Source organism: Klebsiella sp. NPDC088457 (assembly GCF_044900465.1).
Lineage (GTDB): Bacteria > Pseudomonadota > Gammaproteobacteria > Enterobacterales > Enterobacteriaceae > Klebsiella.
Window position 1 is genome coordinate 1 of the sequence record NZ_JBJDNH010000014.1, and the last position, 14,297, is coordinate 14,297.

At 52.3% G+C, this 14,297-nt stretch carries 14 protein-coding genes; 5 read left to right on the forward strand and 9 right to left on the reverse strand.

From position 1 onward, the window contains the following. Nucleotides 1-72: 72 nt before the first annotated feature. Nucleotides 73-2,175, reverse strand: a complete 2,103-nt coding sequence (locus ACI2JR_RS10805) for a DUF4011 domain-containing protein (protein WP_462478520.1) — start codon at nt 2,173-2,175, stop codon at nt 73-75. Nucleotides 2,176-2,980: 805 nt separating this feature from the next. Continuing rightward, nucleotides 2,981-4,081 carry an aldo/keto reductase gene (locus ACI2JR_RS10810; RefSeq protein ID WP_462478521.1) on the reverse strand — a complete coding sequence of 367 codons (1,101 nt, stop codon included), beginning with the start codon at nt 4,079-4,081 and terminating at the stop codon, nt 2,981-2,983. Nucleotides 4,082-4,184: 103 nt separating this feature from the next. Between ACI2JR_RS10810 and ACI2JR_RS10815 the strand changes: the two genes are divergently transcribed. Then, on the forward strand, nt 4,185-5,090 hold the full coding sequence (locus ACI2JR_RS10815) for a LysR family transcriptional regulator (RefSeq protein WP_132724867.1): 906 nt from the start codon (nt 4,185-4,187) through the stop codon (nt 5,088-5,090). Nucleotides 5,091-5,279: 189 nt separating this feature from the next. Here the strand turns inward: ACI2JR_RS10815 and ACI2JR_RS10820 are convergent, their stop codons facing one another. Next, entirely contained in the window at nt 5,280-5,819 is a 540-nt protein-coding gene (locus tag ACI2JR_RS10820; RefSeq protein ID WP_132724869.1) for a DUF2058 domain-containing protein, read from the reverse strand. Between the two features lie 256 nt (nt 5,820-6,075). On the opposite strand from ACI2JR_RS10820, the gene ACI2JR_RS10825 reads away from it, so the two are divergent. Further along, complete coding sequence (locus ACI2JR_RS10825; RefSeq protein ID WP_462478522.1) at nt 6,076-6,411, forward strand: gamma-glutamylcyclotransferase family protein; 336 nt, start codon at nt 6,076-6,078, stop codon at nt 6,409-6,411. A 75-nt stretch (nt 6,412-6,486) separates the two neighbouring features. On the opposite strand, the gene ACI2JR_RS10830 is transcribed toward ACI2JR_RS10825, so the two are convergent. The 5 genes from ACI2JR_RS10830 to ACI2JR_RS10850 form a co-directional block, all read right to left on the reverse strand. Continuing rightward, the gene (locus ACI2JR_RS10830) at nt 6,487-7,515 is read right to left on the reverse strand and encodes an LLM class flavin-dependent oxidoreductase (RefSeq protein ID WP_462478523.1); all 1,029 of its coding nucleotides are present in this window, start codon (nt 7,513-7,515) and stop codon (nt 6,487-6,489) included. Between the two features lie 191 nt (nt 7,516-7,706). Then, nucleotides 7,707-8,687 carry a Gfo/Idh/MocA family protein gene (locus ACI2JR_RS10835; protein WP_462478524.1) on the reverse strand — a complete coding sequence of 327 codons (981 nt, stop codon included), beginning with the start codon at nt 8,685-8,687 and terminating at the stop codon, nt 7,707-7,709. Nucleotides 8,688-8,785: 98 nt separating this feature from the next. Next, nucleotides 8,786-10,078: a glycoside hydrolase family 28 protein gene (locus ACI2JR_RS10840; protein WP_462478525.1), complete on the reverse strand. Its 1,293-nt coding sequence runs from the start codon at nt 10,076-10,078 to the stop codon at nt 8,786-8,788. A 374-nt stretch (nt 10,079-10,452) separates the two neighbouring features. Next, nucleotides 10,453-10,755 carry a hypothetical protein gene (locus ACI2JR_RS10845; protein ID WP_132724879.1) on the reverse strand — a complete coding sequence of 101 codons (303 nt, stop codon included), beginning with the start codon at nt 10,753-10,755 and terminating at the stop codon, nt 10,453-10,455. 33 nt (nt 10,756-10,788) lie between these two features. Further along, nucleotides 10,789-11,058, reverse strand: a complete 270-nt coding sequence (locus ACI2JR_RS10850) for a hypothetical protein (protein WP_462478526.1) — start codon at nt 11,056-11,058, stop codon at nt 10,789-10,791. Between the two features lie 220 nt (nt 11,059-11,278). Between ACI2JR_RS10850 and ACI2JR_RS10855 the strand changes: the two genes are divergently transcribed. The 3 genes from ACI2JR_RS10855 to ACI2JR_RS10865 all read left to right on the forward strand — a co-directional run bounded on the left by ACI2JR_RS10855 (nt 11,279) and on the right by ACI2JR_RS10865 (nt 13,628). Then, nucleotides 11,279-11,557 (forward strand): YdgH/BhsA/McbA family protein, encoded by a 279-nt coding sequence (locus ACI2JR_RS10855; protein WP_132724883.1) that lies wholly within the window; start codon nt 11,279-11,281, stop codon nt 11,555-11,557. A gap of 387 nt (nt 11,558-11,944) precedes the next feature. After that, on the forward strand, nt 11,945-12,895 hold the full coding sequence (locus ACI2JR_RS10860) for a Gfo/Idh/MocA family protein (protein ID WP_462478527.1): 951 nt from the start codon (nt 11,945-11,947) through the stop codon (nt 12,893-12,895). A gap of 163 nt (nt 12,896-13,058) precedes the next feature. Further along, nucleotides 13,059-13,628, forward strand: coding sequence for a YceI family protein (locus ACI2JR_RS10865; protein ID WP_132724887.1), 570 nt, complete (start codon nt 13,059-13,061; stop codon nt 13,626-13,628). 67 nt (nt 13,629-13,695) lie between these two features. Here ACI2JR_RS10865 and ACI2JR_RS10870 read toward each other — a convergent pair whose 3' ends face one another. Next, nucleotides 13,696-14,274 carry a cytochrome b gene (locus ACI2JR_RS10870; RefSeq protein WP_462478528.1) on the reverse strand — a complete coding sequence of 193 codons (579 nt, stop codon included), beginning with the start codon at nt 14,272-14,274 and terminating at the stop codon, nt 13,696-13,698. Between the last annotated feature and the right edge of the window lie 23 nt (nt 14,275-14,297).

Here is a 14,297-nt window from a genome sequence, read left to right on the forward strand (position 1 = left end):
GGGTTATCGCTGAAGCTAATCCTGAGTAAAACGGTGGATCAATATTAGACCGTCGGTGGAGATGTAAGTGGATCACTTTTTAACCGTCGTTGACACCAAGGTGATGAGACGTTCTATTTCCTGAACAGTGTAATACCCTTCCTGAGTACCGAGTTCTTCATGTAAACGAGCAGCATCAAGACGCAACTTAGATAAAGGTTTCACCAGCGAACAAGCTGCGGAAAAACCATTAACGTGAAAATCACGAGGAAGCCTTGCCAGCGCATCTTCCAGTTCGGTAACTGGAGTTTCAATTTCTTCAGTTACTATATCTCTCTCAAGATCTAAGCGAGCTTGCTGATACTGCTTACCCACTGCAACAAGTCGTTTAATTGCAGGCGCCTTATCATGCCAAACAGCAGAAATAAAGGCTTCCGCTGACAGGTCCGGTGCTTTATTGATACATTCAGCAACCTCAACTAATTTATAAATTGAAGAGAATGTTTCCGGTACGGGTGTAACGGTAAGCTCAGCAGACAGATTTGCAACAACGTTTTTAAGACGTACGACATCTCTTTCAAGCTCTTGCAGACGTGGAAGTAATTTTTCTACATCTATAGGTAATATCTGTTCAAGACCAACGCCACTCCACGGATGCTGAGCGGGCAAACCAATATCTCGGATGCGATCAACAATCTCTTTCACGAGCTCAAGACGTTTCTCAAGATCACTGGCATTCCAATGTTCAAATTCTTCGAGATGAAAATCGGTCGGGGCCTGACCTAACTGACGTAATCGAACAAGATGCCCCATGACCTGATAGGGAGAGAAAGTTGAAGGATGATATATCTTGTGCAGCCTTGCTGGATGCTCGTTAAGTTTATCCCTCGCCTCCGTTAGGTTTCCTACCAGTGTGTCTGGAAACTCACCTCTAGGAGATCCCAGCTCCCAGACCCTTTTCAATTCCTCCAGGAAGACCCTTTTATTCGTCTTATTACTATGCAACTCTAAGCAGGCGTCGCCCACACCCGCATGGTCAAGGCGACGTTTCACCACTTCAAGAGCAGCCATTTTTTCTGCGACAAATAATACAGTTTTGCCATCTACCACTGCAGAAGCAATGACATTCGCAATCGTCTGAGATTTCCCTGTCCCAGGAGGTCCTTGAATTATAAGGTTTTTTCCTTTCCGTACATCATGGATAGCAAGAGTTTGAGAAGTATCGCTATCCATGATATGGAGCATATCCCTCGGCGAAATAAAAGGATCTATATGTGCATCATCTGAAATCCTTTCATCCCTCTCATCAAACCCATCAACCATAAGTGACTGGATAAGAGGTTGTTCTGTGATATTGTCATTCTCTGGCCAGTTTTCTGGATCTAAATCCCGGTACATGAGGAATTTAGCGAAGGAGAAGAACCCCAGAGTAATATCGTTTTCTTGAACGCTCCAGTCAGGCTTTGTCTGCACAGCCTGAGCAACCTCATCGATATACCCAGAAAGATCTAGCTCCTCATCAGTGTTGATCTTAGGCAATAAAATCTCATGTGTTCGCTGTAGATATGCCTCCAGAGAAAGGTTTTCAATAATCTCATCCTGCCTTGCCCGTAGTTTAAACCTCTCACCAGCAGTTCCACGCTCAAGAGACGCGGGGATCAAGATTAAAGGGGCATATCTAACATTTTCTTTATTATTGGGATCAATCCATTTTAAGGTTCCGAGCGTCAGATAGAGTATGTTTACACCCTGTTCTTCTTCTAACGTTTTAGAATCGTGGTAAAGATCCAACAATCTCTTTTGCAAACCTTGCGGAGTTAGCCTTGTTTGTAGTTTTGTATCCTGATGCTCAGCACTGATTGCTTTTGGATCAACATCATCATCAAAAACAAGCAGCCGATCATCAACAAGAGCATCATCCGAATCCGATACAATGCCCTCATCATCAATTAGCTCCCCCTTCTTGCCTTCCCGTCCCGGTAGAAAAGTAAATACTTTTCCTTCTTTAACCAGTAAACGATAAATCTCAGTAGACCTCTCATCGATAATTTCTAAGAGTTTGGTTGTTTTAGAGCGAGGAATATTGAGGAGTTTATTGCGCGCAGATAAGTCAAGAAGCTCTGTACGAGCTCGCTCTAGCTTTTGCTGAAGAGAAAGATTATTATTCTTAAACAGTGAATCTTCGTTATCATTCATGGCTGGGATTCCGTAGGTTCCATAACATCATCATTGCATACCCAATTTATAGTGTAACGAAGGTATTCAACGTCAGAATTCTACCATCTTAGCCATTTTTTTTAGGACAATTCTAATAGATATCTTTGAAATCAAGGTAGGCAGAGTGGTATCCATAGTAGCTTCATTCTGATGAATGAGTTACAGGCTTTGACCTGTTTCCTATGGAGCGCCCCTTACTGTTAAGGTACCTTTATCATTGACAGCCCCCACACACAAGAAGTCAATTCCATGTAATACAAAAAAAACAGAATAAAACCCTTAAAATTACCCCAAAAAAGAGTCTATTCATATGAAGTATGATGTTTTTTTCTAGCTAAACCTATTAGCACCCATTCTGGTAGTCTTGACAGGGATGGGGTTCGGCTTTAGCTTTTTTATCAGCCAGTTACTGGTTAAGGCGATCCCAGTCAGAGGAGCCATATTTAAGAAGCCCGCTTAAGGAAACTTAAGCGGGCTTTTTGTTTGTGTGTCCCCTTCTTTCTCATGCTTCACGCGCATCGGGAAAGCATCCCCCGCCGGTGAAAAACCATTGCCTCTCCCTGGCGCTGGAGCGACGGCCCGAAAATAAATGGCTATCTACGGGATAGTTAAATAGATCGGATGGCCCCCGTACGGAAATTAGCCCGGGTATGGCGCGCCGGGAACTGTCCACGGATGAAGATAGATGGCAATGGCACAATGGCCGTCTCATTGCGCAATCAGGTCCTAATCCATCAACAGGATCGGGCCTGAAAACGATAATCCGCATCTGTATTCCTGCCGTTTAACGCTGCTTCCAGGTCTCGACAGTATACCCAGCGAAAATACGCTCTCGTGGCAGATTAAAAATTAAATACGGGTTCATCATAGGCAACTGCCCTGCGGCCTCCAGACGGGATAATCGATCGGCCGTCAGCTCAATTTCCAGAGAGGCTATATTCTCCTGCAATTGTTCTACCCTGCTCGCGCCAAGCAAAACTGAGGAGACCCCTGACCGGTTCGCGACCCAGGAGAGCGCAACCTGCGCCATCGGTCTGCCTACTTCGGCTGCAACTTCGCGAAGCACGTCGACGATACGGAAATTTGCCTCAGTAAAGAGCAGCCCACCAAACGGGTTATCCCCATTGAGACGCCCGTTACTCCCTCCGCTGGACTCTCCGGCACGATTAGGTAGATTGCCGGCAGGCCCGGCATCAGCAAGTTTTTCCCTGCCATATTTCCCGGTCAGCAAACCGGCGCCAAGTGGACTCCAGGCCACCAGCCCCATGCCAAGCGCATTGCCGGCCGGAAGTATGTCCAGTTCAACGCCGCGATCGATGAGTGAATAGGAATATTGCAGGCAGACGGGTCGCGGCAAACCCTGGGCGGAAGCCAGGGTGGCGATTTGCGCGGCATACCATGCCGGAGCATTGGAAAAGCCATAGTAGAGAATATCGCCACGACGTACGGCGTCGGTTAGTGTCCGGAGCACCTCTTCTGGCGGAGTCGTCATATCCCAGATATGAGTCCAGTAGACGTCGATATAGTCAGTGGCAAGCCGCTTCAGCGACCCTTCAATTCCGTTACGGATGTTCCGTGCCGAATTTCCCCCGGCGAGCGGCGTATCCTGACGGCGCGGGAAGCCTGACCGGGTCGATATCACCATTTTCTCACGACTACCGCTCCTGGCCAGAAAACGGCCCAGCATCATTTCACTGTTTCCGCCAGCATAAACATCTGCGGTGTCGATGAAGTTTCCCCCCGCCGCGGAATAAGCATCAAAAATCGCGCGGGCGCCTGTTTCATCCACTCCCCAACGGCCAGCACCAAACGTCATCGTGCCCAGAGCCAATGGACTAACCGCCAGCCCGGAGTTGCCGAGCGTGCGATAGCACGTCATATCCATGATATTATCCTCTCAATAAGCCGGTAAAAAGTAAGAATATGACAGCGAACACCGGTACGAGTATCCCTGTAACGTGGCAAAGCCTTATGAAAGGAATGCAGCAATGAAGCGTGGTGACCTTGACGACCTGGCGGCATTCGCCACCGTGGCCAGAACCGGCAGTTTCACCCGAGCCGGGGCCGAATTAGGTTTGTCCCCGTCGGCACTCAGTCACGCGATGCGCAGCCTGGAACAACGACTGGGTGTGGTCTTGCTGGCACGAACCACCCGCTCGGTAGCCCCTACAGCCGCGGGCAAACAGCTGTTACAGACGCTGGAACCCGCGCTGACCAGCCTGGCGGAAGGGCTGGAAGGACTGTCTGATTTTCGCAGCGCTCCGTCCGGCGCTATTCGCCTGACAACGTTCCACTATGCCGCGCGTACCCTTCTCGCGGATAAACTTCCCACCTTTTTACTGGAACATCCTGACATATCAGTCGAAGTTATTGTGGATGACCACCTGGTGGATATCGTCGCTAACGGCTTTGATGCCGGTATCCGACTCGGCGAAACGGTGGAACGCGATATGATCGCAGTCCGAATTGGGCCAGATGTCCGCGCACTGGTGGTAGGAACGCCGGACTATTTTGCACGCCATGGAAAACCCACCTCTCCTCTCGCTTTGGACGAACATATTTGTATTAACTATCGCCTCGTCAGCACGGGGAAGCTCCTGCCATGGGCATTTAAACACGAAGGCCATGAGGTAAAACGCCGGACTACGGGTCAGCTGATCGTGAACGATGGCGTTCTGGCCGCGGCGACGGTCAGAGCAGGCGCAGGGCTAGGCATGTTGATGGAGCATGAGGTCGCAGAAGAACTGGCTGACGGTAGACTCATTTCTGTGCTGGACGAATGGTGCCCAGCCTTTCCAGGCTGTCATTTATACTACCCGAACCGCCGGGTGACTTCAGCGCTACGGGCGCTGATTGATACGCTGCGCTGGAAGGATGCCGGCTCCAGCCGGTGACGCCATACTCGCCCTGCTGCTACCGTGTCGCAAAAAGTCACAGCCAGAATGGTAAAAATCAATAGCCGAACCGTTCTAAACCAAACAACACGTTGCTGAAGCTCGGGTTGTTCCCGATACTTCACGACCGGGCGAACATAAAAAAAGCCCCGCAGGGCTTTTCATTGGTCAGCAGCGTCAACCGGTGAATTACCACATCAAATCATCGGGCACTTTAAAATCGGCGTACGGATCGTCTTCGTCTTGCTCTTCCTGACTCAGCGCGCTATTTAATACAATGCTGTTCGCATCTCGCTGCGCAATTTTATCGGCTACGCTCGCCGGGATAATCACGTATGTGCTTTCGCTATTGTTATCCCCGTCCAGACGAGCAATGGCGAGACGGCCGCTGGTCAGCTGGGCCTGAGTCAGCTTATCGACAAATATTTTTTTAATTAAATTATTATCGGTGAAGTTAAAACCAATATCGCCTTTTGCAATGTCGATTCTGTTCATTTCAATAAGCTGCTTAACCTGAGCTTTATACTCTTTAGATAAAGCGGCCTGTTTTTGTTGTTCGCTTAGCTGCTTATCACGCTCAAGCTGCGTTTTTTTATTTTCCTCGACAGCCGCTCTTGCCTCCCGGGCCTGAACGCGTGATTTTTTGGCCGTCCTCTGGACTTTGGCCATTTTTTTGCTGGTTACTAATCCAGCTTTGAGCATTTGCTCTTGTAAGGTCAGTTTTGTCATCTTCGTTGCTAAGCCCGTTGCACATTTTGTAGGATTATACCCGTAATTTTTAAGGCTGTACCAGCTTGCAGGAACGGCTAACGATACGGGTTGCGTCCGAAAGGAGTGCGCTAAGGCCGCCGGGAGCTGCGTCCAGGATCGGTTTGCTTACCGAACATCCCCCTTTCTCACCGCTTGCGCACCCGCTCGTTCCCCCGTATTTTGAGCATTCTGCTCTGCCCGTTAGGGTAATCACTGCTTTGGCTAACGAGGGATAATGGAACGCTTGTTTGTCTACGGGACGCTACGTCCGGGCTATGCTAATGCCCATATTCTGGAAAACATCGGTGGGGAGTGGCTGACGGGGTCGGTAACGGGGACATTTTATGAGCGCGGCTGGGGAGCGGCTGCCGATTTTCCTGGGATCGTTCTGGATAATCAAGGTCCGCTCGTCCACGGTTACCTGTTTTTCTCCGCGAACCTGGCAGCGCACTGGCCAATGCTGGATGAATTTGAAGAGGGCTACGACCGCGTTGAGGTGGAAGTAACCACGGCAGAGGGTCAGCGCGTTACGGCATGGATCTATCAGCTACAGCCACCAACGACCGCGTAATATTGCCCTGCTCCGGGAATTCCGCTTTAACGCCTCGCCAGGCATAACCCAGGCGAGACGTTTTTCAGGGCTCGGCTATGCCTCGCGCCAGCCCATCGCCGGAGCGACATGCTGCAGAATAGATTCGATAACGTGCACGTTGTAATCCACGCCCAGCTGATTTGGCACGGTCAGCAACAAGGTGTCCGCTTCGGCAATCGCTTCATCCTGTTTCAGCTGCTCGATCAGCTTATCCGGTGCGGCGGCATAGCTGCGCCCGAATATCGCCCGGGTTTTCTCATCCAGAAAACCGACCTTATCGCTATCGTCGCGGCTTGAACCAAAGTACATCCGGTCGCGATCGTCCATCAGCGCGAAAATGCTGCGGCTCACCGAGACGCGGGGCGTCCGCGTGTGCCCCGCCTGCGCCCAGGCCTCACGATAGGCACGGATCTGTTTTGCCTGCTGAATGTGGAACGGCTCGCCGGTTTCATCGTCCTTTAATGTCGAACTTTGCAGGTTCATACCCAGCTTCGCAGCCCACATCGCCGTAGCGTTTGAACCGGCCCCCCACCAGATACGCTCGCGTAACCCCTCGGAGTATGGCTCAGGGCGCAGCAGGCCCGGCGGGTTCGGGAACATCGGCTGCGGATTGGGTTTCGCAAAACCTTCACCACGCAGCACATCCAACAGCACTTCGGTATGGCGGCGCGCCATATCAGACTCGTTTTCCCCTTTCGCAGGAACGTAGCCGAAATGGCGCCAGCCATCAATGACCTGCTCCGGTGAGCCACGGCTGATCCCCAGCTGTAGACGCCCGCCGGCGATCAAATCCGCCGCCCCCGCCTCCTCCGCCATATACAACGGGTTCTCATAGCGCATGTCGATGACGCCGGTACCAATTTCAATACGCCGGGTTTTCGCGCCTATCGCGGCCAGCAGAGGGAACGGCGAGCTCAGCTGGCGGGCAAAGTGATGCACCCTGAAATAGGCTCCGTCGGCCCCCAGCTCTTCAGCGGCAACGGCCAGATCGATGGATTGCAACAATGCGTCAGCGGCCGAGCGGGTGCCGGACTGCGGCGATGGCGTCCAGTGACCAAATGACAAAAATCCAATCTTTTTCATGACGTATTTATCCTGGTTGCAGGGAGATGTTCAGCAGATGAGGTATCATTGGTCATCGAACGTACCTGGCCCTGCCTTGTGTGACCTCTACTCTACGCATTAGCCGTTGAGAATAAATATCGGTTGTTTAACATAAAGCATCAAATAAATTGACGGATGTCCGCCGAACCTTACTCCGGCGGCCTGTGACATTAATCCGTATTACGCCCGTATATCTCCAGCACCAGTTGCGTCGTACGCCGGGCGTCGCGGCCGCTGCACAAAGGCGAGCTCCCGGTCTTAACCGCCCGGGCAAAATCATGAAGTATAGCTTCATGGCGCGACGTGTCCGTCACTACCGCACTACGCGCGCCGTCATCTGCGGCCGTCACCAGCGTGCTCGCCGGGTTAGCGACCCCGTCAATATCCCACTGCGTGATCCGATCGTCCGTTAGCGTAAAGGTGCCTTTTTCACAGCAGACTTCGAGGCGCGCAGCATAACCCGGCCGCGCGCAGGTAGAAGCGACTATCGTCCCAATCATGCCGTTGGCATGACGCAGCAGCACGGCGCCATGATCTTCGGCCTCCATCCGGTGGGCAAAGGTCGCGAGTTCACTGGTGACACGCGCCGGCATACCAAACAACCAGATATAGTTATCGATATTGTGCGCAGCCTGCTGAATAAAAACGCCACCGCCGTCAATTTCATAGCCGCCACGATACTCTGCGCTGTCGTAATAGGCCTGCTCGCGCCAGAACCGACAGGAAAGATCGGCGGCGTAACATTTTCCCAGCACGCCGCTATCGACCATTTTTTTTACCGCCATATTGTCCGGATAGGTCCGCCGCTGGAAGGCAACGGCCAGCACCACGCCAGCCTCTTCGGCGCGGTTAATGATCTGGTCAGCGGCGGCGAGGGTGATATCCAGCGGTTTCTCAACCAGAATATGTTTGCCTGCCTGTGCGGCGGCAATCGCACTCTGATGATGTAACCCATTAGGTGTGGTGATAATCACGGCATCAAAGGGCCGATCCACCGCGTCCAGGCTGTTCCAGCAGGCTAAGTCTGGCGCCGATTGCGGCGCGCGACAGCTGCGCGAAACACAGCCCACAATGTCAGCATGGTCGATGTTTTTTACCGCCCGAAGATAGGTATTACTGATATTTCCGCTGCCTACGATGACATATTTCATTTACCCTCCAGGAATCAGTCCCCGGCCCAGCCGGTGACGCAAGGCTAAGCCGCTGCCGTCATTTCCGCCCAACGGATCTTATCAAGGCGGTTCACCGGCTAACGCTCATACGTATCATTTTCTGCCTGAGTGAGGGTCGGCGCATTCACCGTGACCTGATCAAACCGCAGCCCCTTCACCCCGGCTATTTTGCCAAATTCTGTCGCATCGATATCAATGGCGCTTAAGGTCAGGCCGTCAATCGCCAGCTCCGGATACCCTTCAATAAAGAACGCGCGGGAAAAAACCTCCTGCTGCCCGCGGCGGGCTGAAATATCGCGAATCTCAATGGCGGAGACCCGCGTTAAACCGGCCTCGCCATCAACGCCTTCGGCCAGATCGCGCCAGTGGGCCGGGGCATCGGTAAGATTTTCCCGCGCGCCGTAGCTATAGAGAGGGAACCAGTTCAGTTGGATCATCAGCGGAAAGGTGACATCCAACAGGTCGAGATGGCGAACCGTAATATCACGAATAAACCCGCCGCGATTACGCGCGGATTTAATGCGAAACCCCACGCCGGTACCGCGAAAACGGTTCTGTTCGATGGTAATACGTTCAATGCCGCCGGAGGTTTCGCTACCGAGGGTAATCCCGGAACCGCGTAGCAGCGTACAATGGCGAATCACCACATCCCGCGACGCTCGCCCCTGCAACGCGGCCGCTTTTCCCCGCCCTGCCTTCACGCAGATATTGTCATCATTACAGGAGACGGTACATCCTTCAATCAGGACCTGTTCACATGAGTCGACGTCAATTCCGTCGGTGCTGGGGCCCGCGGAATTAGCAATCGTCAGGTTCTGGACGCATAGACGACGCGAATAGCACAGGTGCAGATTCCAGAAACCTGACTCGCGACTGGTGAAATCCTGTAACAGGATAGTATCGCTCTCGTAGACCACAATATTACGCGGCCGCTGACAATCATAATCGACCACCCAGCGTAACCCCTTCGCCGCGTATGTTTCCAGCATGCCGCCGCGGCCGTCGCTCCCCCAGAAAGCCTCCCACCAGCTGACCCCCTGACCATCGATGGTACCCGCCCCGCTAACCTGCACATTCTGGCAGCGATGAATATTGATGATGCCTGCCGGCCAGGGCATATCGATACCGGCCACCCGCGTGGTTATCAGAGGGTAATCGGCAAGGTTCTGACTGCCGAGTAACAGTGCATCTTTGGCTAAATGGAGGGTAATGTCGCTTTTCAGAAACAGCGCTCCGCTAAGAAAGCGTCCGGCGGGGATCAGGATCGTGTCGCCGGTTTTGGCGCTACCGATGGTTTGCTGGATAGCGGATGTTGCCAGCCGCGTGGCCAGCGGGTCTGCGCCAAAGTCGCGAATATTAAGGATTGCCATCGTTATCTCCTGCTCAAAATGAACCGGGATCATAATCGTTTAGCAGCGGAGCAACCTTTACATAGGCGCCAGGCGTCGTCCGTCGATGGCAATATCTGCATAAAAAGCGCTGTGCCGATCGCATTTACTGGGCTAAAAGTTCGGGCATCCCATCAAAACCGTATCTATGTGGGTGCTGCTATGCCACAGAGACCAGCGAGGACATGGCTGCGGGGAAACGGAATAGACAATAAAAAACTGTTTCTTCTTTAAACAAGCATGATATTTCGAGGAAAGATAAGATTATAACTTATGCAGCCATCTCATCCTGGATGCAATCAGCGTATCAGAGCCGTTTTCATCCCTCCCGGTAGCGCACTCTTCTCCCTTCCTCGTTATAGAGCAGAACAATTATCCGCGCTTAACCGATACTCCAGCTGGTAGAGCGCATTTTTTAATTCAGCCCTGAGGTCTTGATTCGCCCGGCCAGCCGCCGTTGAGGCAAAGACGGCCTTATCGTAGATATCATTTAGCATCACGGCGACAGACGGTGCCATATTGCGGCAAAGTAAATAGCTAAGCACCCTGGCTCTTGTCAGACATTCACAGGATTGTGGGGAGGTGGTCGCCAGAATGGCACTATTCACTTCATGCTTGAATTGTTGAAAATCAGATAGATACTGTGATTTTTTCTTCATATTCCTGATGCCACCCAGCCAACAATAATATTATTAAAATATAAAATCCTTTTTAATATTAAGCGCTATTAATATATTTCGCCGCAGTAAAAAGCGCCTCGCAGAACTATCACCCCATCCAGTCGACACGATACCCTCACTACGGAAGATTTCATTTTGTGCAAGAGGATAGACCTTGTCCATGATTTTATATTGAATTTTTGTTCTGTTTGTAAAGCGTTTAGAAAGTCGCCTCTTCACGTTGCTGGCGCGCGACGCTATGCATAGGGTGAAATGGCGGATGGCAGCATAGTCTAAAGCCATCAGATATTCCGCAGGATAATTTATCACGTAGCCAGGATGCAGCGTATATAAACCCGTAACATCAGCATAAGAAAATTAATGTCATTACAAATATTGATCGTGTAAGTCATTGTAATTGTGGATATTTACAGTTTACATGATTGATCTAAAACAATATTCACCGCCCATTTTTTGTAATCATAGCCCCGCATTTCCGCTTGACTAAAACAAAGGAGTTGTTATGAAAAAGGTCATTACTGCCATTGCTGCCGCCTCTATTTTTGTGTCCATGAATGGTTTTGCTTCAATGCTCATTTCAAAAGATGAAGCGCATCACTTCAAATATGAGTATGTTGATAATATCTCTGTGGGGGCGTCCGGAGGTGAAATATCATCGCCAATGGATCTACATGAAAAGTTATCCCAGCTGGCCGATAAGAAAGGTGGGAAATATTACGTCATTATCTCAGCCAGAGAACACGGCCCAAACTTTGAAGCCACCGCTGAAGTATTCAAATAATAGATAGTATTGTTATTACTCCCGAGGCCGCAGCAGACGATGCGGCCTTAACCTCTGCTCCCGGCCCGCTGAACGCGCGTTCCCCCGGCAGATTCCCCGGGGTAAGAATGAGCAGAGATTCATCGTAGCTCCCCCGCCGACATGCTCAGCGCGCGATAACGAAACGGCTGCGGGCATTCGCACGCCCCGCGCTTGCGGCGCTCAGCGACAGAATCCCCTTCCTCCTCCCGGGAGGATTGCTGTATAACAAATATCAGAATATATATGATAAATTTTTGAAGGCTGTCATACCTTACCAGGCCGCAGAACCTTAGAATCAGCACGTCATACCGGGAGAAACAGGCGCCGGGTACCGTTTTATCACCCTGATTTTATAAGGAGAATCTGATGACTGATATCGTCAACTGGGGGGTACTGGGCTATGCCCGGATAGCCCGACTGTCCGTTATTCCGGCCATCGAACGGGCGGCAAACGCCCGGCTGCTCGGGGTAGCATCACGCAAACCTGACGAACTCCCCACGGATAAGTGGGAGAGAAGTTATGCCAGCTATGCCGACCTGCTGGCGGATAGCGATATTCAGGCGGTTTATATTCCCTTACCCAATTCGTTACATAAAGAGTGGGTTATTCGGGCGCTGGAAGCGGGCAAACACGTGTTATGCGAGAAACCGCTGGGATTAGATGCCGCCGAAGTGGCGGCCATGCAGCAGGTCGCAAGCCGGCATAAGCGTATTCTGATGGAAGCCTTTATGTACCGCTATACCGACCGGATGCGGGTAGTGCAAGAGGTGCTGGACGGCGGGGAATTAGGCGAATTACGCCATATCAATGCCTCCTTCCGCTTCCTGCTGGATCGTCCCAATACGATCAAGATGCAAGCCGAACTCGGCGGCGGCGCCCTGTATGATGTGGGATGCTATCCGGTCAACTTTCTCGGGATGGTCACCGGGCGCATACCGCGCCGTTGCCAGGTGCTGAGCGAGAGGCATCAGGGCGTAGATACCAATTTGTCGGCGCTGTTGCAGTACGACGATGGTCTTATTGCCAATATTCACTGTGGTTTCAATGCATTCGGGCGAAACTATGCGGAAATTATCGGCGACAAAGGCATGCTCTGTATCGACACGCCTTTCCTGGATGATGCGGGAGAAATTTATCTGCATAGCGCTCAGGGGGTACGCGCCCTTTCCGTCGCGCAAGCGGATCGCTATCAGGCGGAAATTCACCACTTTTCCACCGCCGTGCTAAACCAGCCCGCACGGCTGATATCCCTCCAGGAAAGCCTGCGGAACATGCAGGTGCTGGACATGATTCGTCACGCTCAACTCCCCGGCTGAACAGCGACGTCGCCGTTGGCGCCGTGAGCGCGCCTCACCAGTTTTTCATATCAAGCCACACGGAGTGTGGCTTTGGTGATTAATTTTCGCATTCGCCCCATTGCAGCGAATAGATTCGCCTCCTGCAGCGTTAACTCCTTATCTGAGCCAAGGAGTTTCCATTATGAACCGTTTCCCCCCGCTGCTGCTCGTAACGCTGATGATAAGCCCGCTCCTGCATGCAAAGCCGCTTAACTACGCCATCGACACGGAAAGTACCGCCATCCAGCTCACGTGGCGCGCCTTCGGCGGCGTCCAGTCCTGGGCCAACATTCACGGCGTGACGGGTGACGTGACGCTGGATCCGCAAAACGAGTTCAACGATCGTATCAGGGTAAAAATTCCTGTCGCCACCCTCGTCGCCTCCAACGCCTTGTTGACCTGGCAGCTAAAAAGCAACCTGTTTTTTGACGCCGGACGCTACCCGTATATCACCTTCATCAGTGACAGAGTGGTAATGCAGGACGCGGGTCATATGCGGATCTTTGGCTCGCTGCGGGTCAAAGATATCCGGCGGCCGGTTATCCTCGACACCACGCTCGAAGCGCAAACAGGGTTATCGCCAGAGGATGGTGACCTGGCGCTCCATGCCGCCAGCGCGATTTCACGTTCCGCCTACAACATGGACAGCTTCGCGATGGTGGTGGATGACCGGATCGCAATCGCGATTGCCATCCGCGCCACCAGGTCCTAGGCCAGCGGCCTCACTGTATTCTTTATCCAGGCGGTTGATGAAAACGCGTTCTTCAACCGCCGGGCTATTAACGAAAAGCACGCCCCGGCAGCATGCGGCGTAGAACGTTATCCCGCAACAGATAGTGGTGCGCCAGCGCCGTCAACGCGTGGCCGCAGGCAAGCACGATCAGCGCCCAGGCCACGTTGTTATGCCACTGCCCCAGACTATGCCGGAGGGCAGGATCCACATACAGCAGGTCGGCAAGATCGAATTGGCCAAAAAAGCGGAAGGGCTCCTGCTGCGCCCAGCGAAATAAAAAGCCCAGGCACACCTGCGCCAACAGCAGCAGGTAGAGTGCGCCATGGACGCAGTGGGCAAGGAATTTAACCGCTCGCGGTCCCTGCACCGCGGGCATGCGATATCGCGGGGACAGCTGGCTCAACAGGCGCCATAGGGGGCGAATCACCATCACTATCGCCAGCATAATACCGCAGGAGATATGTACCGCCTGCAGACCTTTCCTCAGCGCCGTGCCCCGCTCCAGAAACTCCCAGATATGGGCGCTGGCAAAAAGGAAAATCACGCAGGCGGCGGTGAGCCAGTGCAGCGTTAACGTCAGGCCGTCGTAACGCTGGCGCCGCTGAGTTATACCCTTATCATTCATCGCAAAATTACTCCGTAGTGGTG

Coding starts and splice junctions, on each gene's coding strand:
- ACI2JR_RS10810 (WP_462478521.1), bottom strand. CDS start 4,081: ATGGATATGACGTGCTATCGCACGCTCGGCAACTCCGGGCTGGCGGTT.
- ACI2JR_RS10870 (WP_462478528.1), bottom strand. CDS start 14,274: ATGAATGATAAGGGTATAACTCAGCGGCGCCAGCGTTACGACGGCCTG.
- ACI2JR_RS10815 (WP_132724867.1), top strand. CDS start 4,185: ATGAAGCGTGGTGACCTTGACGACCTGGCGGCATTCGCCACCGTGGCC.
- ACI2JR_RS10860 (WP_462478527.1), top strand. CDS start 11,945: ATGACTGATATCGTCAACTGGGGGGTACTGGGCTATGCCCGGATAGCC.
- ACI2JR_RS10825 (WP_462478522.1), top strand. CDS start 6,076: ATGGAACGCTTGTTTGTCTACGGGACGCTACGTCCGGGCTATGCTAAT.
- ACI2JR_RS10835 (WP_462478524.1), bottom strand. CDS start 8,687: ATGAAATATGTCATCGTAGGCAGCGGAAATATCAGTAATACCTATCTT.
- ACI2JR_RS10850 (WP_462478526.1), bottom strand. CDS start 11,058: ATGGCTTTAGACTATGCTGCCATCCGCCATTTCACCCTATGCATAGCG.
- ACI2JR_RS10865 (WP_132724887.1), top strand. CDS start 13,059: ATGAACCGTTTCCCCCCGCTGCTGCTCGTAACGCTGATGATAAGCCCG.
- ACI2JR_RS10820 (WP_132724869.1), bottom strand. CDS start 5,819: ATGACAAAACTGACCTTACAAGAGCAAATGCTCAAAGCTGGATTAGTA.
- ACI2JR_RS10855 (WP_132724883.1), top strand. CDS start 11,279: ATGAAAAAGGTCATTACTGCCATTGCTGCCGCCTCTATTTTTGTGTCC.
- ACI2JR_RS10845 (WP_132724879.1), bottom strand. CDS start 10,755: ATGAAGAAAAAATCACAGTATCTATCTGATTTTCAACAATTCAAGCAT.
- ACI2JR_RS10805 (WP_462478520.1), bottom strand. CDS start 2,175: ATGAATGATAACGAAGATTCACTGTTTAAGAATAATAATCTTTCTCTT.
- ACI2JR_RS10830 (WP_462478523.1), bottom strand. CDS start 7,515: ATGAAAAAGATTGGATTTTTGTCATTTGGTCACTGGACGCCATCGCCG.
- ACI2JR_RS10840 (WP_462478525.1), bottom strand. CDS start 10,078: ATGGCAATCCTTAATATTCGCGACTTTGGCGCAGACCCGCTGGCCACG.